17 protein-coding genes and 1 other RNA gene are annotated in these 16791 nt (G+C 71.0%); 13 read left to right on the top strand and 5 right to left on the bottom strand.

What is annotated here, in order from left to right:
* The first annotated feature begins 27 nt into the window (after window positions 1-27).
* From ACGF3A_RS37080 to ACGF3A_RS37070, 3 genes are all read left to right on the top strand, one after another.
* Window positions 28-1296: a serine/threonine-protein kinase gene (locus tag ACGF3A_RS37080; protein WP_393734902.1), complete on the top strand. Its 1269-nt coding sequence runs from the start codon at window positions 28-30 to the stop codon at window positions 1294-1296.
* A 108-nt stretch (window positions 1297-1404) separates the two neighbouring features.
* On the top strand, window positions 1405-2520 hold the full coding sequence (gene prfB, locus ACGF3A_RS37075; RefSeq protein ID WP_393734901.1) for a peptide chain release factor 2: 1116 nt from the start codon (window positions 1405-1407) through the stop codon (window positions 2518-2520).
* A gap of 222 nt (window positions 2521-2742) precedes the next feature.
* A complete protein-coding gene (locus ACGF3A_RS37070) occupies window positions 2743-3621 on the top strand; it encodes a collagen-like protein (RefSeq protein WP_393734900.1) in 879 nt (292 codons plus the stop codon).
* 112 nt (window positions 3622-3733) lie between these two features.
* On the opposite strand, the gene ACGF3A_RS37065 is transcribed toward ACGF3A_RS37070, so the two are convergent.
* The gene (locus ACGF3A_RS37065; protein WP_393734899.1) at window positions 3734-3928 is read right to left on the bottom strand and encodes a hypothetical protein; all 195 of its coding nucleotides are present in this window, start codon (window positions 3926-3928) and stop codon (window positions 3734-3736) included.
* A gap of 278 nt (window positions 3929-4206) precedes the next feature.
* On the opposite strand from ACGF3A_RS37065, the gene ftsE reads away from it, so the two are divergent.
* The 7 genes from ftsE to ACGF3A_RS37030 all read left to right on the top strand — a co-directional run bounded on the left by ftsE (window position 4207) and on the right by ACGF3A_RS37030 (window position 10230).
* The gene (ftsE, locus tag ACGF3A_RS37060; protein WP_393734898.1) at window positions 4207-4896 is read left to right on the top strand and encodes a cell division ATP-binding protein FtsE; all 690 of its coding nucleotides are present in this window, start codon (window positions 4207-4209) and stop codon (window positions 4894-4896) included.
* A 68-nt stretch (window positions 4897-4964) separates the two neighbouring features.
* On the top strand, window positions 4965-5876 hold the full coding sequence (gene ftsX / locus ACGF3A_RS37055) for a permease-like cell division protein FtsX (RefSeq protein ID WP_393734897.1): 912 nt from the start codon (window positions 4965-4967) through the stop codon (window positions 5874-5876).
* A gap of 67 nt (window positions 5877-5943) precedes the next feature.
* Window positions 5944-7350: a S41 family peptidase gene (locus ACGF3A_RS37050; RefSeq protein WP_393734896.1), complete on the top strand. Its 1407-nt coding sequence runs from the start codon at window positions 5944-5946 to the stop codon at window positions 7348-7350.
* Window positions 7351-7377: 27 nt separating this feature from the next.
* Window positions 7378-7902 (top strand): SsrA-binding protein SmpB, encoded by a 525-nt coding sequence (gene smpB / locus ACGF3A_RS37045; RefSeq protein ID WP_393734956.1) that lies wholly within the window; start codon window positions 7378-7380, stop codon window positions 7900-7902.
* A gap of 134 nt (window positions 7903-8036) precedes the next feature.
* Window positions 8037-8408: a transfer-messenger RNA gene (ssrA, locus tag ACGF3A_RS37040) on the top strand.
* A 122-nt stretch (window positions 8409-8530) separates the two neighbouring features.
* Window positions 8531-9184 carry a GPP34 family phosphoprotein gene (locus ACGF3A_RS37035; RefSeq protein ID WP_393734895.1) on the top strand — a complete coding sequence of 218 codons (654 nt, stop codon included), beginning with the start codon at window positions 8531-8533 and terminating at the stop codon, window positions 9182-9184.
* A 119-nt stretch (window positions 9185-9303) separates the two neighbouring features.
* Window positions 9304-10230, top strand: coding sequence for an oxygenase MpaB family protein (locus ACGF3A_RS37030; protein ID WP_393734894.1), 927 nt, complete (start codon window positions 9304-9306; stop codon window positions 10228-10230).
* Here the strand turns inward: ACGF3A_RS37030 and ACGF3A_RS37025 are convergent.
* A complete protein-coding gene (locus tag ACGF3A_RS37025; protein WP_393734893.1) occupies window positions 10142-11308 on the bottom strand; it encodes a hypothetical protein in 1167 nt (388 codons plus the stop codon). The two genes, ACGF3A_RS37030 and ACGF3A_RS37025, sit on opposite strands and share 89 nt — an antisense overlap.
* 67 nt (window positions 11309-11375) lie before the next feature.
* Window positions 11376-12722, bottom strand: a complete 1347-nt coding sequence (locus tag ACGF3A_RS37020) for an MFS transporter (RefSeq protein WP_393734892.1) — start codon at window positions 12720-12722, stop codon at window positions 11376-11378.
* An 84-nt stretch (window positions 12723-12806) separates the two neighbouring features.
* On the opposite strand from ACGF3A_RS37020, the gene ACGF3A_RS37015 reads away from it, so the two are divergent.
* On the top strand, window positions 12807-13778 hold the full coding sequence (locus ACGF3A_RS37015; protein WP_393734891.1) for a LysR family transcriptional regulator: 972 nt from the start codon (window positions 12807-12809) through the stop codon (window positions 13776-13778).
* A 255-nt stretch (window positions 13779-14033) separates the two neighbouring features.
* Here ACGF3A_RS37015 and ACGF3A_RS37010 read toward each other — a convergent pair whose 3' ends face one another.
* The gene (locus tag ACGF3A_RS37010; protein WP_393734890.1) at window positions 14034-14771 is read right to left on the bottom strand and encodes an SDR family oxidoreductase; all 738 of its coding nucleotides are present in this window, start codon (window positions 14769-14771) and stop codon (window positions 14034-14036) included.
* A gap of 152 nt (window positions 14772-14923) precedes the next feature.
* Here ACGF3A_RS37010 and ACGF3A_RS37005 point away from each other — a divergent pair, with 152 nt between their 5' ends.
* Window positions 14924-15556 (top strand): TetR/AcrR family transcriptional regulator, encoded by a 633-nt coding sequence (locus tag ACGF3A_RS37005; RefSeq protein ID WP_393734889.1) that lies wholly within the window; start codon window positions 14924-14926, stop codon window positions 15554-15556.
* Here the strand turns inward: ACGF3A_RS37005 and ACGF3A_RS37000 are convergent.
* A complete protein-coding gene (locus ACGF3A_RS37000) occupies window positions 15519-15968 on the bottom strand; it encodes an Lrp/AsnC family transcriptional regulator (RefSeq protein WP_393734888.1) in 450 nt (149 codons plus the stop codon). The genes ACGF3A_RS37005 and ACGF3A_RS37000 overlap by 38 nt on opposite strands.
* Window positions 15969-16092: 124 nt before the next feature.
* Between ACGF3A_RS37000 and ACGF3A_RS36995 the strand changes: the two genes are divergently transcribed.
* On the top strand, window positions 16093-16746 hold the full coding sequence (locus tag ACGF3A_RS36995; RefSeq protein WP_393734887.1) for a LysE family translocator: 654 nt from the start codon (window positions 16093-16095) through the stop codon (window positions 16744-16746).
* Window positions 16747-16791: the final 45 nt, after the last annotated feature.

The raw sequence follows: 16791 nt of genomic DNA, 5'->3' as shown, positions 1-16791 counted from the left end.
CCACCCGCGCCGCGTAGTTTTGTCGCCATGGCACGGAAGATCGGCAGTCGCTACACCGCTCACCAGATCCTGGGACGCGGCAGCGCCGGCACGGTGTGGCTCGGCACGGGTCCCGAGGGGGATGTCGCGGTCAAGCTGCTGCGCGAGGACCTCGCCTCCGACCAGGACCTGGTCGAGCGCTTCGTGCAGGAGCGCAGCGCGCTCCTGTGCCTCGACCACCCACGGGTCGTCGGCGTCCGCGACCTGGTGGTGGACGGGAACGACTTGGCGCTCGTGATGGACCTCGTGCGCGGCACGGACCTGCGCACGCGCCTGGAGCACGAGCGCCGCCTCGCGCCCGAGGCCGCGGCCGCCATCGCCGCCGACGTCGCCGACGGGCTCGCCGCCGCCCACGCGGCGGGCATCGTCCACCGCGACGTGAAGCCCGAGAACGTCCTGCTGGACGCGCTCGCGCCGACCGGCCCCGGGGGCGCGCCGCCCGCGCTGCTCACGGACTTCGGCGTCGCCAAGCTCATCGACATCCCGCGCCGCACGCGCGCCACGTCGATCATCGGCACCCCCGACTACCTCGCGCCCGAGATCGTCGAGGGCCTCCCGCCCCGCGCCTCCGTGGACATCTACGCGCTGGCCACGGTGCTCTACGAACTCCTCGCCGGGTTCACGCCGTTCGGCGGCGGCCACCCCGGCGCCGTGCTGCGGCGGCACGTCACCGAGACGGTCGCGCCGCTGCCCGGCATCCCCGACGAGCTGTGGCAGCTCATCCACCAGTGCCTCGCCAAGGCCCCCGCGTCCCGGCTGCGGGCGGCGGAGATGGCCGCGCGGCTGCACGAGCTGCTGCCCTCGCTGGCCGGGCTGCCCCCGCTCGACATCGACGAGCACCCGGAGTCGGCGTACGCGGAGGAGGCCGAGGCCGAGCCCGCCGCAGCCGCCTCCACGCCGCTCCAGGAGGGCGTGGGCGCCGTGCCGCTGGTGCACAGCGGGGCCGGTCCCGACTCGAACAGGGACACGCATACGAGCATGCGGGTGCCCGGCGCGGACGAGCTGGCGGGCGGGGCGCACGGCACCGCCCGTACGCCCCGGGCCGTAGGAGAGCCGCGCGCCGGGTCCGCGCGGAACCACCGGGGCAACCGGACCAACCGGAGTCACCAGGAGGCGTCGCGCAAGCGGCGGCTCAAGATCGGTGCCGCCGCCGTGGGGGTGGGCGTGATCGTCGCCGTCGGCGGCTGGCTGGCCACCTCCGACAGCGAGACGGGCTCCCTGCCCGCACCCGGGGCGCGGTACACGACCGGTCGGTGACCAGGCGCTCACCGCCGGTGGCGGGTAGGCGCGCGGGGCGCGGGACGTGTTCCGCCCGGCCCCTTCGGGGCGGAGGGACCGGGCCGGTGTGCCGTTAGGCTGGAGGGCGTGGCAGTCGTCGATGTATCCGAAGAGCTGAAGTCCCTCTCCTCCACCATGGAGTCGATCGAGGCCGTCCTTGACCTGGGCAAGATGCGGTCGGACATCGCCGCACTTGAGGACCAGGCGGCGGCCCCCGATCTCTGGGACGACGTGGAGAACGCGCAGAAGGTGACCAGCAAGCTGTCCTACCTCCAGGGCCAGCTGCGCAGGGTCGAGGAGCTGCGGGGGCGCATCGACGACGTCGGGGTGCTGTTCGAGCTGGCCGAGAGCGAGGACGACGCGGACGCGCGGGCCGAGGCCGAGAGCGAGCTGGAGTCCGTCCGCAAGACGGTGGACGAGATGGAGGTCCGCACCCTCCTCTCCGGTGAGTACGACCCGCGTGAGGCGGTCGTCAGCGTCCGGGCCGAGGCGGGCGGCGTGGACGCCGCGGACTTCGCCGAGCAGCTCATGCGGATGTACCTGCGCTGGGCCGAGCGGAAGAACTACCCGACCGAGGTCTTCGACATCTCCTACGCGGAGGAGGCGGGCATCAAGTCCGCGACCTTCAGCGTGAAGATCCCGTACGCGTACGGGACGCTCTCCGTCGAGCAGGGCACGCACCGTATGGTCCGCATCTCGCCCTTCGACAACCAGGGCCGCCGCCAGACCTCGTTCGCCGGGGTCGAGGTGCTGCCCGTCGTGGAGCAGGTCGACCACATCGACATCCCCGAGAACGAGCTGCGGATCGACGTCTTCCGCTCCTCCGGACCCGGCGGCCAGTCCGTGAACACGACGGACTCCGCCGTCCGTATGACGCACCTGCCGACCGGCATCGTCGTCTCCTGTCAGAACGAGAAGTCCCAGATCCAGAACCGCGCCGCCGCCATGCGCGTCATGCAGTCCCGCCTCCTCGCCCACCGCCGGCAGGAGGAGCAGGCCAAGATGGACGCGCTCAAGGGCGACGGCGGAAACTCGTGGGGCAGCCAGATGCGTTCGTACGTGCTGCACCCCTACCAGATGGTGAAGGACCTGCGTACCGAGCACGAGGTCGGCAACCCGCAGTCGGTCCTGGACGGCGACATCGACGGCTTCCTGGAGTCCGGCATCCGCTGGCGCAAGCAGCAGGAGCAGGCTCAGGACTGACCCTCACGGGACGTATTTCACCCCTTGAGGCATGTGAACTCCCCCTGATCACCGGACATTTCGCCCTGCACTCGCTTGACGAAGATGTGAAAACTGGGAAAGCTGTTCGCTCGGCATGCCTGTGTCAGAGGCGTAAGAGCGGCGGAGGGAAGCCCGGCGCGGTCAACGAGCCCGGCACATAGCTGCCCTATCGACGAGACAGCTACTGGGGGTAGTTGGCAGATGACCAATTCGAAGACGCGGCTGCGTGTTGCGCGCATAGCCGCCGGCGCGGTGTTCGCCGCCGGCGCTTCGCTCACCGCAGCCGGCGCCGCCCAGGCCGCCGGTCTGGGTGACAGCGACGTCAAGACCGAGGTTTCGACCAAGAAGGCGATGGCCGACGAGGACGATCCGCTCGGCGGCATCATCGGCGGCGACACCGACGGTGGCGACGACACCGGCGGCACCGTCACGATCGGCGGCGAGGACTCCGGCGGTGACGACACCGGTGGCGATGACTCCGGTGGTGACACCGAGGGCACCGTGACCGGTGACCCGACGACGGGCGACCCGACCACCGGTGACCCCACCACGGGTGACCCGACGACCGGTGACCCCACCACGGGCGACCCCACCACGGGTGACCCCACCACCGGCGACCCGACGAACGGCGGGAACAACGGCGGTGACGGCGGGAACGACGGCGGCTCCGGCAATGGCGGGAACGGCGGCAACGGGAACGGCGGCAACGGTGGCAACACCGGCGGTTCCGGTGGGAACGGCAACGGCGGGAACGGCGGCGACACCGGCGGTTCCGGCGGCAACGGCGGCAGCACCGGTGGCGGCGAGGAGCCCGCGACCATCGGCGGCTCCGGCGGCGGGGACGACACCTGCGAGCTGGAGGGCGACGAGGTCAACTGTGAGGGGGGCAACACCAACCCCGACAGCGCGGGCAGCCAGCCGGTGAAGGACACCACCACGCCGGAGAAGCCGCAGGACGAGCTGGCCGAGACCGGTTCCGGCGAGACGACCTTCCTGCTGGTCGGCGCCGCGACCATGATCGCGGGTGGCATCGGCTTCCGCCTGATGCCGCGCGTGATCAACCGTCGTACGGCGGCCTGATCACGGCAGTCTGATCACGGCGCCTGATCACTCAGCGCACACGAGAGGGCCGGGAACGCTCAGCGTTCCCGGCCCTCTCCGGTGTTCGTGGGGCGGATCCGCCCTGGAAGGTCTAGGCGGTCGCGACACGCTGGGCCAGCAGGGCCACGGCGATCAGGGTCAGCAGGAGCCCGATGAGCGCGGCGGGCGAGAGCCCCGCGAGGGGCGCCTCGCGGTGCAGGCGCTCACGGTGGGCCCGGCAGACCGAGCAGCGGCCCTCACTGACGGGACCCGCGCAGTTGGCACACACCAGTCGGTCGCATGTCATGCGAACTCCTCCTCTGCCGCGCCAACGCCACCCGGGAGTGATTCGTTCCCCAGGGGTTCATACGTCCACTCTGCCAGGTGTCGGCGCGTACCGCAGAAAAGGGCAGGTGGCGCGGGGAGAAACCACGCAACACCGGACCAAGGCCAGTGCCCGACTGCGCGGCGCACGCCGATTCGCGTATGGTCGCCCACACCGACCTCCGGCCCGCGCCGGGGGTCTCCCCAGGGGGCCGCACCGCGGCTTCCGCATGCCCCTACCCAGGCCGACGTGGTGTATCCGTGATCCGATTCAGCAGCGTCTCCAAGTCCTACCCGAAGCAGAACCGCCCCGCCCTCCGCGATGTGTCGCTGGATATCGAGCGCGGCGAGTTCGTCTTCCTGGTGGGCTCCTCCGGCTCCGGCAAGTCCACCTTCCTGCGGCTGATCCTCCGCGAGGAGCGTGCCTCGCACGGACAGGTGCACGTCCTCGGCAAGGACCTCGCCCGGCTCTCCAACTGGAAGGTGCCGCACATGCGGCGCCAGCTCGGCACGGTCTTCCAGGACTTCCGCCTGCTGGGCAACAAGACGGTCGGCGAGAACGTCGCCTTCGCGCTGGAGGTCATCGGCAAGTCGCGCGGCCAGATCCGCAAGACCGTCCCCGAGGTGCTGGACCTGGTGGGGCTGGGCGGCAAGGAGGAGCGGATGCCCGGCGAGCTGTCGGGCGGTGAGCAGCAGCGCGTGGCCATCGCGCGGGCGTTCGCTAACCGTCCGATGCTGCTGATCGCCGACGAGCCGACGGGCAACCTGGACCCGCAGACCTCGGTCGGCATCATGAAGCTGCTCGACCGCATCAACCGCACCGGAACCACCGTCGTGATGGCCACCCACGACCAGCAGATCGTCGACCAGATGCGCAAGCGCGTGGTCGAGCTTGAGATGGGCCGCCTCGTACGTGACCAGACGCGCGGCGTCTACGGCTACTCGCACTAGACGACGCACTAGTCGCACCAGGTCACCCCGGTACCAAGGCCCCCAGGCTCCCGCTCAGAAAGGACGCCATGCGCGCCCAGTTCGTACTGTCGGAGATCGGCGTCGGTCTCCGCCGCAATCTCACGATGACCTTCGCGGTGATCGTGTCGGTCGCCCTCTCGCTCGCCCTGGCGGGCGGCTCCCTGCTCGCGCGCGAGCAGGTCAGCACGATGAAGGGGTACTGGTACGACAAGGTCCAGGTCTCGATCTACCTCTGCAACAAGAACGACGCCTCGAACGACCCGACCTGCGCCAAGGGCGCCGTCACCGAGCAGCAGAAGAGCGAGATCAAGACCGACCTCGACAAGCTCGACGTGGTCGAGAAGGTCTACCACGAGTCGGCGGACGAGGCGTACAAGCACTACAAGGAGCAGTTCAAGGACTCGCCCCTGGCCGACTCGCTCACGCCGGACCAGATGCAGGAGTCGTACCGCGTCAAGCTGAAGGACCCGACGAAGTACCAGGTGCTCCAGACGGCGTTCTCCGGCAGACAGGGCGTGCAGGAGGTCCAGGACCAGCGGAGCCTGCTGGAGAACCTCTTCAACCTGCTGAACGGCATGAACATCGCGGCACTCTGTGTGATGGCGCTGATGCTGGTGGTTGCCCTGCTGCTGATCGTCAACACCGTGCGGGTGTCGGCGTTCAGCAGGCGCAGGGAGACCGGGATCATGCGGCTGGTGGGGGCCTCCAGCTTCTACATCCAGATGCCGTTCATCCTGGAGGCCGCGATCGCGGGCCTGATCGGAGCCGGTTTCGCCTGCGTGCTGCTGGTCGGGGGCAAGTACTTCCTGATCAACAACTGGCTGCAGGAGAAGATCGTTCTGATCAACTTCATCGGCTGGGACGCGGTGATCAGGGTGCTGCCGTTCATCGTCGCCGTGGGTGTGCTGATGCCGGCCGTTGCCGCGTTCTTCACGCTGCGCAAGTACTTGAAGGTGTGACGCATGCCGCGACCGCCGTACGCCCAACGTCCCGTGCGGCGACCGCGTCTGGCCTAGACTCCGGACCATGCAGGGCTCGTGGTTCTCCGCTCCGCCCCGCCGCATCCGCCGCGGGGCAGCCCTGACATTGGTTTTCGCGAGTGTCCTGGCGACGGGCGCGGCGACCGGTTCATGGGGCGACGAGGTGCGCGACCTCGGTTCCAACGCACCCGGGTCCGCCACACGTTCGACGGACCGCCTCGCCCTGGGCGGCGGCGCCCCCGAGGGCACGCCGGAGGCGGGCACGGCCGACGACGGCAAGGGCGGCGGCCCCGAGGGCTTCCGCCGCGACCGCAGGGGCGGCTCTTCCGGCACGGGGTCCGACGCGGCCGAGGAGCTGGTCAGCCGCAGCGGCGACCGGTGGTCGGCGGCGTACTCGGCGCGCGAGTACGAGGGACTGCGCCAGGCCCTCGACGGTTCGTACGTCGGCGTCGGGATCTCCGTGCGTCAGAGGCACCGGGAGCACCAGAAACACGAGAAGGGCCGGGAGTACGGGAAGGGCCAGGAGCCCCAGGGGCACCGGAAGCAGCCCCGGGGCGGCGGGCGTGAGGCCGCCGACGGGCCCGACGTCGAGGTCGACCGCGTCGAACCGGACAGCCCCGCGGACCGCGCGGGCATCCGCGCGGGCGACCGGCTGCGCTCCATCGACGGCGAGACCGTGACGGGGCTGCCGGTCACCGACGTGGTCGCGCGGCTGCGCGGCTCGGGCCAGGGCACCGGAGGGGGCACGGGGCAGGGCGCTGACAAGGACTCCGGCCCGGGCGCGGCGGCCGAGGCGGGCAGCGAGGTCACCGTCGTCCTGCGGCGCGGCGGGCGCGAGTGGCAGCGCACGCTGGTCCGCGAGCGCCTGGCCACCGAGCCCGTGACCGTGGACGAGCTGGGCCCCGGCGCGACGAGGATCAAGGTCAGCTCCTTCACCAAAGGCTCCGGCAAGCGGGTCAGGGACGCCGTCCGGCACCGCGTCCCCGGCGGCTCGGGCATACTCCTCGACCTGCGCGGCAACTCCGGCGGCCTGGTCGACGAGGCCGTCACCGCCGCCTCCGCCTTCCTGGACGGCGGCCTGGTCGCGACGTACGACGACAACGGCACCCAGCGCGCCCTGTACGCGAAGCGGGGCGGGGGCGACGCGGCGCGGCCCGTGGTCGTGCTGGTCGACGGCGGCACGATGAGCGCCGCCGAGCTGCTGACCGGCGCGCTCCAGGACCGGGGACGCGCGGTGGTCGTCGGCTCACGCACGTTCGGCAAGGGCTCGGTCCAGGTGCCGAACACGATGCCGGACGGCTCGGTCGCCGAGCTGACCGTCGGTCACTACACGACTCCGGCGGGCCGCGACGTGGAGGGCGAGGGCATCACGCCGGACCTCCCGGTCGACTCCAAGAAGGAGTCCACGGAGCGTGCGCGCACAGTATTGAGTGGCCTCGAAGCCCGGTCGTAGTGGAAGAATGGCCTGGCTATGGCGAAGATGAAGACGCAACGGAGCAACGCGAAGGCGAAGGCCAAGGACGACAAGGACGCCCGGAAGCTCATCGCGCAGAACAAGAAGGCCCGGCATGACTACGTCATCCTGGACACCTTCGAGTGCGGGATCGTGCTCAGCGGCACCGAGGTCAAGTCGCTGCGCCAGGGCCGGGCTTCCCTGGTGGACGGCTTCGCGCAGATCGACGACAACGAGGTCTGGCTGCACAACGTGCACATCCCCGAGTACGCGCAGGGGACCTGGACCAACCACGCGGCCCGGCGCAAGCGGAAGCTGCTGCTGCACCGTGCCGAGATCGACAAGCTGATCGGCAAGACCCAGGAGACGGGCCACACGCTGGTGCCGCTCCAGCTCTACTTCTACCGGGGCCGCGCGAAGGTCGAGATCGCGCTCGCCAAGGGCAAGAAGGAGTACGACAAGCGGCAGACGCTCCGCGAGAAGCAGGACCGCCGCGAGACGGACCGTGCGATCTCGGCGGTCCGGCGGCGGCAGCGGGCCGCCGCGGGGTGATCGTGGGCTCCGCGGGGGACCACGGGGCGACGGGAACAAGACCGGCCCGTAAAGGGTTGGCACCAGTGCGCCCTGGTCCCGTACCATGGTCACAGCACCGCCCGAGAGGGCGGCGCACCTTGTAAATTCCACACGGGGATGATCGGTTTCGACAGCGGATGTCGAAGCAGGTGAAGCGAGCCGAGGAACGCGGCAATGATCTCGTTAACCATGTGCCGCAAAAAAATAATCGCCAACACTAAGCGCGATTCCTTCGCCCTCGCTGCCTAAGCAGCGACTTGCGAAGTGTCAGCCCGGGGTTGTTCCCATCCCGGTTCCTGGCATCAGCTAGGGGACTCACCACGTAGGCCCGGTCACGGGGCCTGCTGGGACATCAAACAGTGACTGAGCCCGTCGGAGACTTGTCTGCGTGATCTCCGGGGCTGAGAAAATCGCAGCAGACTGCGCTCGGAGAAGCCCTTCTTCCACTTCGTTGGACGCGGGTTCGATTCCCGCCATCTCCACAAGGTGACGACAGGCGACGTGTGCCGCGCAATCCGCGCGGGGCACGTCGCCTTCGTCGTTCCCGCAGGTGTTCCGTTGTTCCGTCGTGCGGAGCACTGCCGTCCGCGCTGGTGAGCGTGGTGTCATGAACGGTATGGACACGCGTGTGACGGACACCCTGCCCGCGCGGCTCTTTCTGCTTGCCTGCGACGCGCAGAAGGGCCGCCTGACGGGGGGAGCGGAATTCGGGTATGCGGTGCGTGCCGCCGTGCTCTCGGAACTGGAGGAGCGGGGCTGCCTCAGGGACGAGGGCGGACGGGCGCGTCCCGCGGGGGACCGGCGCACGGGAGACCCCGTGCTCGACGGGGTGCTGCGCGAGATCGCCGGGTACGGGCGGCTCAGGAAGTGGCACTGGCTGGTGCACCGTAAGCGGAAGGACACCTGCCTGGCGCTGGAGCAGCAGCTGGAGTCCGCGGGCCTGATCAAGATCGGGCGGGGAACGTTCGGCCGGAAGCGGTTCCAGGTGGCCGACCCGGCGCTCACCGCACGGCTGCGCTCCGACGCCGAGGCGACGCTGCTCGACGGCGGCCCGGTCACAGCCGTTCCCCGGCAGCGCGCCGCGCTGACCACGATGGCGTCGCTGGCCCACCTCTCGCCCGGGCTGTCGCGCTGGGCCACGGCCAAGAACCGGAAGCGCCTGAAGGAACTGATCCGGCACACCGGCGTCACGGGCGCCGCGCTCAAGAGGGCCCTCGACTCACGCCAGGCGGCCATGTCGAGCGGCGGCGGGGGCGGCTGAAGCGCGGGGAGGCTGGGGAGATCGGGAGACCGGGGAGCCGCTGGAACGCTGAGGTCCGGCGCGGGGCTGTTTTCGTTGGCTCAGGCATCTACCCTGCGGGTGACGGAGGGGAGCGTGCCATGCGGGACGAACCACCGGAGCCTCTCGGGCCCGAGACGCTGACCTGGAAGTACTTCGGCGACTGGCGCGGCGTGCTGCTCGCTCCGTGGGCGGGCGCAATGCAGAACATGCATCCGCAGCTCGGCGCCGGGGTCGCCGAGCACTCGCGGTTCTTCGAGGAACGCTGGCAGCGGCTGCTGCGCTCGCTCTACCCGATAGGCGGCGTGGTCTACGACGGCCCGCGCGCCGTCGAGACCGCGCACCAGGTACGCGGCTACCACGAGGGCATCAAGGGGGTGGACGCGCGCGGCCGCCCGTACCACGCGCTGAACCCGGACGTCTTCTACTGGGCGCACGCCACCTTCTTCATGCTCACCGTGCTGGTCGCCGACCGGCTCGGCCCGGGCCTGACCGAGGACGAGAAGCGGCGGCTCTTCGACGAACACGTGCGCTGGTGGCGGCTGTACGGGATGAGCATGCGGCCCGTCCCGGAGAGCTGGGAGGACTTCCAGGCGTACTGGGACCGGATGGCCGAAGAGGTACTGGAGGACAACAAGCCCACTCGGGACGTCCTCGACATCCGCCTCATCGCCAAGCCCCCCGCGCTGCGGCTGCTGCCCGACCCGCTCTGGCACGCACTGCGCGGGCCGCAGGCGCGGCTCACCGTGTGGTTCACCGTCGGCCTCTTCCCGCCCGCGGTGCGACGGCGCCTCGGCCATGTCTGGACCGTGCGCGACGAGCGGCGGCTGCGCAGGCTGGGCCGCGCCGTGCACTGGGGCTGGAAGCTCGTACCGCCCTCGCGGCGCTACCACCCACGGGCACGCGCCGGCTGGGAGCGGGAAGCCGGACGCCGGTCCGTCACGGCACCGGCTGTGGAGACACCGGCCCGGAACCTGCCGCTGCCCGGACGGCGCGAGCTGCCGCAGCACTATTCGCCTCGGGTGTGAGCACCCACAGCAGGAAGAGACCCACCAGCCAGTCCGTCACGGCCGCGAACTGATTCAGCGCGAAGTTGAAGATCTGGCCCAGGAACAGGTCGGTGAGGACCGAGGCACGTATCAACCGCAGCCCGGCCGGGCGCTCCCTGCGACGCAGCAGGACCGCACCGCGCACGGCCAGCCCCAGCGTCACCGCCGCACAGACGGTGCTCGCGAACACCGGGATCATCTCGGCACGGGCCAGCGGCGGTTCGACCGTGCCGGTGACGACGTCCGCGGTGATGCCCGCGAGCAGCAGATAGCCCTGGAGTACGGCGTAGACGAGAGCGAGCGTGACGGTCCAGCGGTGCGCGGCGACCCGGGCGAGCGCGCCACGGATGCGTGCGGTGAGAGGGCTGAGGCGGTGCCGGAGCTTGGAGCTGAGCGTGGGTGTGGATGTGGGCTTGAGCATGTGCTCGGGCGTGGGTTTGGCGGGGGTTTTCGGGAGCTCGGGGAGTGTGGGGAGGGCGGCCAGGAGGCGGGCCAGGGCCGCGTCCAGTTCGGTGCGGGGGTGGCTCAAGCGGGCGAGCGCCCGGTGCCGTTCGGCGGAGGTGAGGCCGCCGCGTGCCAGACCGTCGAGTGCCGCATCCGTCACCTGCGCCGTCCGGTCGGCCGCCGGGAGCCGACCGGGCGGCGTACGTCTACCCACCCACCAGGCCAGGGCGAGCAACGCGGCGAAGCAGGCGTAGATCAGCGCGGCGGCAGGCCGGTAGAAGTATCCGGGCTCGTCGGTGACCAGCTTGCCGATCTCGTCGATGAAGAGGCCGAAGCCCACCCCGCCGGTCAGCGCCCCCGCGCGACGGGCCCGGCTGCCCAACAGGGCGCACATCACGAGCAGTCCGGCCGCCATCAGCAGCCCGCCCCACAGCATGTGCGCGATGTGGAGCCCGCCGCTGCCCCCGCCGCCGACCTTCGGGTATCCGGCCAGCGCCAGATACGCGCGGGTGAGCAGCACGGTGACGATGCCGCTCCACGCGAGCAGCCTCAGGTGTGCGGCGGCGGTGGGCGCGTGGACATGCCGGGGGCGTAGGGGATGCGTAGCGGACATGGGGCCGGTTCACCTCGGCTCTCGTGTTCTCTCCAGCTCTCGTGGGTTCTCGGGTTCTCTCGGGTGCTTACGGTGATGTCGTCGAGGTCGGTGACCCTGACGTTGCCTGTGCCGGGCTCCCTTCAGGGTCGGGCGTACGGTCAGGTCCCGGCATCGGGGAAGTCCCGGACGTCTCCCGGGGTTCGGCGGACGCCGTCGGGCGTTCGGCGCGGTGCGATACGGCGCGCCCGGCCGTCGCGGCGGTCGCCGCGGTCGCGGCCGTGACGAGGGCGGCCAGGAGCGCGGCGGAAGCCGGAACCGTGTACGCCCATCCGTCAGCGCCGACCCGCTCCACCGCCCAGCCCCCCAGGGCCGAACCGGTGGCTATGCCGCCCAGGATCGCGGTGACGGCCAGCGTCATTCCCTCGTTGAGCCGCGCCCTCGGGGTGAGGTGCTGGACGAGGGTCATGCCCGTCACCATCGTGGGCGCGGTGGCCATTCCGGCGATCAGCAGCGCGCCCGCGAGCAGGAGCAGGCTGTCGCTGGCGGAGGCGAGGAGCGGCAGGGTCATCAGCGCGGCCATCGCGGCGACGCATGTCACCAGACGGCGGGCGACCGAACCTCGCGGACTCAGCGCCCCGAACGCCAGCCCCGCCGCGGCCGAACCGGCCGCCTGGCACGCCAGCACGGCACCGGCCACCGACTTGTGGCCCTGCGCATCCGCGTAGGCAAGGGTCACCACTTCCAGCGAACCGAAGACGGCGCCCGTGGCGAGGAAGGTGAGCAGCAGCGGCGGCATTCCGGGCAGCCGCAGCGGCGCCCGGCCTCCGGCGGCCTGGCGGCCCGCCGGGGGCGGCTCCGTGCGGCGCTGCGAGGTGAACAGCAGCATGCCGGTCAGCAGCAGCACGCACCCCGTGAGCGTGCCCGCCGTGGGGGACAGCGAGGTGCAGAGCGCCGCGGCGAGAACGGGGCCGAGCATGAAGCACAGCTCGTCCAGGGCCTGTTCGAGCGAGTCGGCCGTATGGCGCGCGGCCGCGTCGTCCCGGAAGAGATACGCCCAGCGGGCGCGGGACATGCCGCCCGTGTTGGGCGTGGTCGCGGTCAGTGCGTAGGACGCGAACAGCGTCCAGTTCGGCGCCCCCGCGCTCACGCACAGCACAAGTGCGAGCGAGCCGCACAGGGCGATCAGTGTGGCGGGCAGGGCGATACGGGCCTGGCCGTGCCGGTCGACCAGCCGGGCGGTCAGGGGCGCGACGAGCGCGGTCGCCGCGAGTCCGGTCGCGGTGACGGCGCCCGCGAGCGCGTACGACCCCCGGGCACCCGCGATCATGATGACCGCACTGACGGTGAACATGCCCATGGGCAGACGGGCCAGCAGATTGCCGAGCGTGAAGGCGAGCGTGCCGGGCGGGGCGAAGAGACGGGCGTAGGGCATGCGTTCAGCTTCACCGGGGGTGGCGGACGGGGTCCAACACCTCTTGAGCGGCCATTCACGCGACCGTGTTGTTAATGTCGCGGCATGCCGAGCGCACCGAACGAAACCTCGCCCCGTCTGCTGCGCGCGTTCCTCGCGGTCGCCGAGGAGCTGCACTTCACGCGGGCGGCTGCGCGACTGTACGTCGCGCAGCAGGCTCTCAGCCGCGACATCCGCGCCCTCGAACGCGAGCTGGGCACGCCCCTCTTCGTACGGACCACCCGCCAGGTCGCGTTGACCACAGAGGGCGAACGCCTGCTTCCCCACGCCCGCCGCGTGCTCGCCGCGCACGACGAACTCGCCGCCGCGTTCGCCCCCGCGGCGCGGCCCCTGCTCGTCGACGTGGCGGCGCCGGTGAGCACGGGGCAGCTCGTGCTCGACGCGGCACGGGAGGCGGCCCCGGGCGTCGAGTTCGTCGCGCGCTACCACAGCGGGCTCGCCGGGGCCGCGGCGGAGATCCTCGCGGGGCGCCTGGACGTGTCCTTCGGGCGAGTGGCCGGACTGTCGGACGAGGCGCTCGCCGGACTGGAGCACTGTCTTGTGCGCTACGAGCGGGTGGCCGTGCTGCTGCCGTCCGGTCATCGGCTGGCGAACCTTCCTGTGGTGCCGGTGGGGGCGCTGAAGGGCGACACCCTGTATGCGGGAGCGGGGAACGAGGGCACCACCGAGTGGACCTCCTATGCGCGCGCCCTCTTCGCCGGGTGCGGTGTCGAAATGGCGCCTCCTTTCCCGAAGATCGAGGGCGAAGCGGAGTTCGCCCGGGTGGTGCGGAAGCGGGGATGGTCGGTGCTGGCCAGCGAGGTGTTCATCGGCGTGGAGGACATGGTGCTCCGTCCCCTGAGCGAGCCCGTGCCCGTCTCGCCCGTCTCCCTGGTGTGGCGGAAGGGGCTGCGCCACGCCGGACTGGACGCCCTGCGCGACGCCGGGCGACGCCTCAGCGTCACCTCGGACTGGCTGTCCCGCCCCCCGGCGAGCTGGCTGCCGGAGGCCGATGCGGCGCTGCTCGACGTGGGGTGAGCCGGGCCGGTCCCTTCCCTGCCCTCCCCTTGCCCTCCCTTTCCCTCCCTTGCCTTCCCCTTCCATCCGGAGGCCGGGTGAGCTGGCCTCTTCCCTGCGCTGAGGGGCCCAGGGACCGTCCCCTGCCAGAGCCGGGTCCCGTGAGGGGGCCCGGTTGGGTGCTGGTGGAGCCGGGCCCTGTCGGGCTGTGCCTGCACGAATCCCCTCCGAACTGCAGGCATCCCTTCCGAGCCCCTCCGGCTCTACACGGAGGCGTTACGCGTTGGTCCCCGAGTCCACCAGGAGGGAGGCGCCCGTGATGCTGTTCGCTTCGGGGGAGGCCAGGAAGGCCACCGTGCCGGCTATGTCCTCCGGCTTGCTGTAGCGCCCCAGTGCCATCTGGGCGCGTGCCGCGTCCGCGCCCTCGCCGCTCGCCGGGTTCATATCCGTGTCGGTCGGGCCCGGGAGCACCAGGTTCGCCGTGATGTCTCGGGGGCCGAGGTCGCGTGCCAGGCCCTTCGTCATGCCGCTGAGCGCGGACTTGCTCGCGGCGTAGAGCGTGATGCCCTCGGCGGCGACGTGCTCCGCGAGATTGCTCCCGATGCTGATGACGCGGCCTCCTGCGGCCATGTGACGCGCCGCCGCCCGCGTGGCGAGCAGGGGGCCCCGCACATGGATGGCGAACGTGCGGTCGATCTCTTCGGCCGTGAGGGAATCCAGTGGGCCTTCGTGATAGATCCCCGCGTTGTTCACGAGGATGTCGAGGCGGCCGAACTCCTCGGCCACGCGCTCCACCGCGCCGGTGACCTCCGCCGCGTCCGCGCTGTCGGCCCGGATCGCCAGGGCCCGCCGCCCGGTCGCCTCGATCTCGGCGACCACGCTCTTGGCCTGGGCCTCGGCGCTCACGTACGTCAGCGCGACGTCGGCGCCCTCGCGCGCCAGCCGCAGCGCTGCGGCCGCGCCGATGCCCCGGCTGCCACCCGTGACGAGAGCCACCTTGCCGTTGAGCTTCATGCTGTGCTCCTCATGCGTCGCTTGCCTCCGGCGCGGACGCCGGAGAAATGTTTAGCGGTCGCTACATATTTGCTCACGGCGTATCCTCGGACGTCAAGGGCTTTGATGACCGATCGCTAAAAAATGTTCGCTACGGAGGGGAGGCGGGCCCGGTGGCAGGAAGAGGCCGCCCGCGCAGCTTCGACCGCGAGACGGCGCTGCGGCAGGCGATGCGGATGTTCTGGGAGCGGGGATACGAGGCCACGTCGACCGCGGACCTCACCGCGGCGATGGGGATCAAGCCCCCGAGTCTGTACGCCGCGTTCGGCTCCAAGGAGGAGCTGTTCAAGGAGGCCGTCGCGCTCTACGGCAAGGAGGAGGGTGCCGTCACCGACCGGGCGCTCGGCGAGGAGGGCACGACCGCGTGCCAGGCCATCGAGCGGGTGCTGCGGGACAACGCGGTGGTCTACGCCGACCCGGCCACCCCGCCCGGCTGCATGGTGGTGCTCGCGGGGACGAACTGCGCGCCGGGGAACGAGGGTGTCCAGGCGTTCCTCGCGGAGGACCGGCGGCATGTCGTCGGGTCCCTGCGCGAGCGCGTGGAGCGGGGCCTGGCCGACGGTGACGTCGCGCCCGGCGCCGACGCGGAGCGCCTGGCCGATTTCTACTCGACCGTGCTGTTCGGTCTCTCCGTCCAGTCGCGGGACGGCGCCTCGTGCGAGGAGCTGATGGGCGTCGTCGATTCCGCGATGGCGGCCTGGGAGGGCCTCACGAGAGTGGGCGCTCGTCCACCACGTGCTTCATGACGAGCGTCGACGTCAGCCGCTGCACCCCGGGAAGCGTCGCCAGCTCCTGGTCGTAGAGCTCCTGGAAGGCGGTCAGGTCGGCCGTCGCCACGCGCAGCAGATAGTCCGGGTCGCCGAACAGCCGCTGGGCCTGGAGCACCTGCGGCACCGCGGCCAGCGCCCGTTCGAAGTCGGCCACGGTGTCGCGGTCCTCCTGGTGCAGCGAGATGAAGACCAGTGCCTCGAAGTGCAGGCCGAGTGCCGCCGGGTCCACCACGGCGCGGTAGCCCCGGATGGCACCGGAGCGCTCCAGCTCCCGCAGCCGACGGTGGCACGGGGAGACGCTGAGCCGCACCCGCGCGGCCAGTTCGGTGACCGTCAGACGGCCGTCTTTCTGGAGCTCAGCAAGAATCTTCCTGTCCATGGTGTCCATGGAGAAGATTCTCCCTCAACCGCCCGCCGACCAGCCAAAACAAGGGAACACTTTCGCGCAGAGTGCGCATATTCTCCCTCACTGTAAGCACGTGAGTCGGGGGAGAACGAGGAGAAAGCACCGTATGGACGTCGGTACGGTGGCGGCTTTTCTGGCGGTGGATCTGCTGCTGGTGTGCACGCCGGGCGCGGACTGGGCGTACGCGATCGCGGCCGGGCTGCGCGGCAGATCGGTCGTTCCGGCGGTCACCGGACTGGTGGCCGGATACGCGGGGCACACGTTGCTCGCCGTGGCCGGGCTGGTCGTCCTTGTCGCGCACTCGGCGGGTCTGCTCACCGCGCTGACCGTCGCGGGCGCCGCCTATCTGGTCTGGCTCGGCTGGGGTGTCCTGTCGCAGCCGGCCGCCCCGCTCGCGGCGGCCGGTACAGCTGGTACGGGGGAGATGTCCGCGCCGCAGGAGACGGTGGGCGCCTCCCCTCGGCAGGCGGCCCTGAAGGGCGTGGGCATCAGCGGACTGAACCCCAAGGGGATGCTGCTCTTCCTCGCGGTGCTCCCGCAGTTCATACACCCCGACGCCGCATTCCCCGTGGCCGCGCAGACCGGTGTGCTGGGCGTGCTCCACATGGTGTGCTGCGCGGTGGTCTACCTGGCGGTCGGAGTCCTGGCGCGCACCCTGCTGGCCAGCCGCCCGAAGGCGGCCCAGGTGGTCACCCGTGTCTCCGGCGTCATGATGATCGTGATCGGTGTATTCCTCCTGGTGGAGCGCGTGTTCGCGTAGACCGTTCCGTCAGGACGTCGAGCGGACCGTCGCGCCTGGACTTCG

Origin of the sequence: Streptomyces sp. NPDC048172 (assembly GCF_043202595.1) — a bacterium.
In the GTDB taxonomy this organism is placed as follows: domain Bacteria; phylum Actinomycetota; class Actinomycetes; order Streptomycetales; family Streptomycetaceae; genus Streptomyces.
The sequence above is the reverse complement of the archived record's forward strand: the minus strand, read 5'-3'. Positions and strand labels throughout refer to the sequence as shown.

What these genes read in the sequence shown, in the direction of transcription:
- ACGF3A_RS37035 (WP_393734895.1), top strand. Translation starts at nt 8,531, where the DNA reads ATGAACGGTATGGACACGCGTGTGACGGACACCCTGCCCGCGCGGCTC.
- ACGF3A_RS37020 (WP_393734892.1), bottom strand. Translation starts at nt 12,722, where the DNA reads ATGCCCTACGCCCGTCTCTTCGCCCCGCCCGGCACGCTCGCCTTCACG.
- ACGF3A_RS37065 (WP_393734899.1), bottom strand. Translation starts at nt 3,928, where the DNA reads ATGACATGCGACCGACTGGTGTGTGCCAACTGCGCGGGTCCCGTCAGT.
- ACGF3A_RS37000 (WP_393734888.1), bottom strand. Translation starts at nt 15,968, where the DNA reads ATGGACACCATGGACAGGAAGATTCTTGCTGAGCTCCAGAAAGACGGC.
- smpB (WP_393734956.1), top strand. Translation starts at nt 7,378, where the DNA reads ATGAAGACGCAACGGAGCAACGCGAAGGCGAAGGCCAAGGACGACAAG.
- ACGF3A_RS37030 (WP_393734894.1), top strand. Translation starts at nt 9,304, where the DNA reads ATGCGGGACGAACCACCGGAGCCTCTCGGGCCCGAGACGCTGACCTGG.
- ACGF3A_RS37070 (WP_393734900.1), top strand. Translation starts at nt 2,743, where the DNA reads ATGACCAATTCGAAGACGCGGCTGCGTGTTGCGCGCATAGCCGCCGGC.
- ACGF3A_RS37050 (WP_393734896.1), top strand. Translation starts at nt 5,944, where the DNA reads ATGCAGGGCTCGTGGTTCTCCGCTCCGCCCCGCCGCATCCGCCGCGGG.
- ACGF3A_RS37080 (WP_393734902.1), top strand. Translation starts at nt 28, where the DNA reads ATGGCACGGAAGATCGGCAGTCGCTACACCGCTCACCAGATCCTGGGA.
- ftsX (WP_393734897.1), top strand. Translation starts at nt 4,965, where the DNA reads ATGCGCGCCCAGTTCGTACTGTCGGAGATCGGCGTCGGTCTCCGCCGC.
- ACGF3A_RS37015 (WP_393734891.1), top strand. Translation starts at nt 12,807, where the DNA reads ATGCCGAGCGCACCGAACGAAACCTCGCCCCGTCTGCTGCGCGCGTTC.
- ACGF3A_RS37025 (WP_393734893.1), bottom strand. Translation starts at nt 11,308, where the DNA reads ATGTCCGCTACGCATCCCCTACGCCCCCGGCATGTCCACGCGCCCACC.
- ACGF3A_RS36995 (WP_393734887.1), top strand. Translation starts at nt 16,093, where the DNA reads ATGGACGTCGGTACGGTGGCGGCTTTTCTGGCGGTGGATCTGCTGCTG.
- ACGF3A_RS37010 (WP_393734890.1), bottom strand. Translation starts at nt 14,771, where the DNA reads ATGAAGCTCAACGGCAAGGTGGCTCTCGTCACGGGTGGCAGCCGGGGC.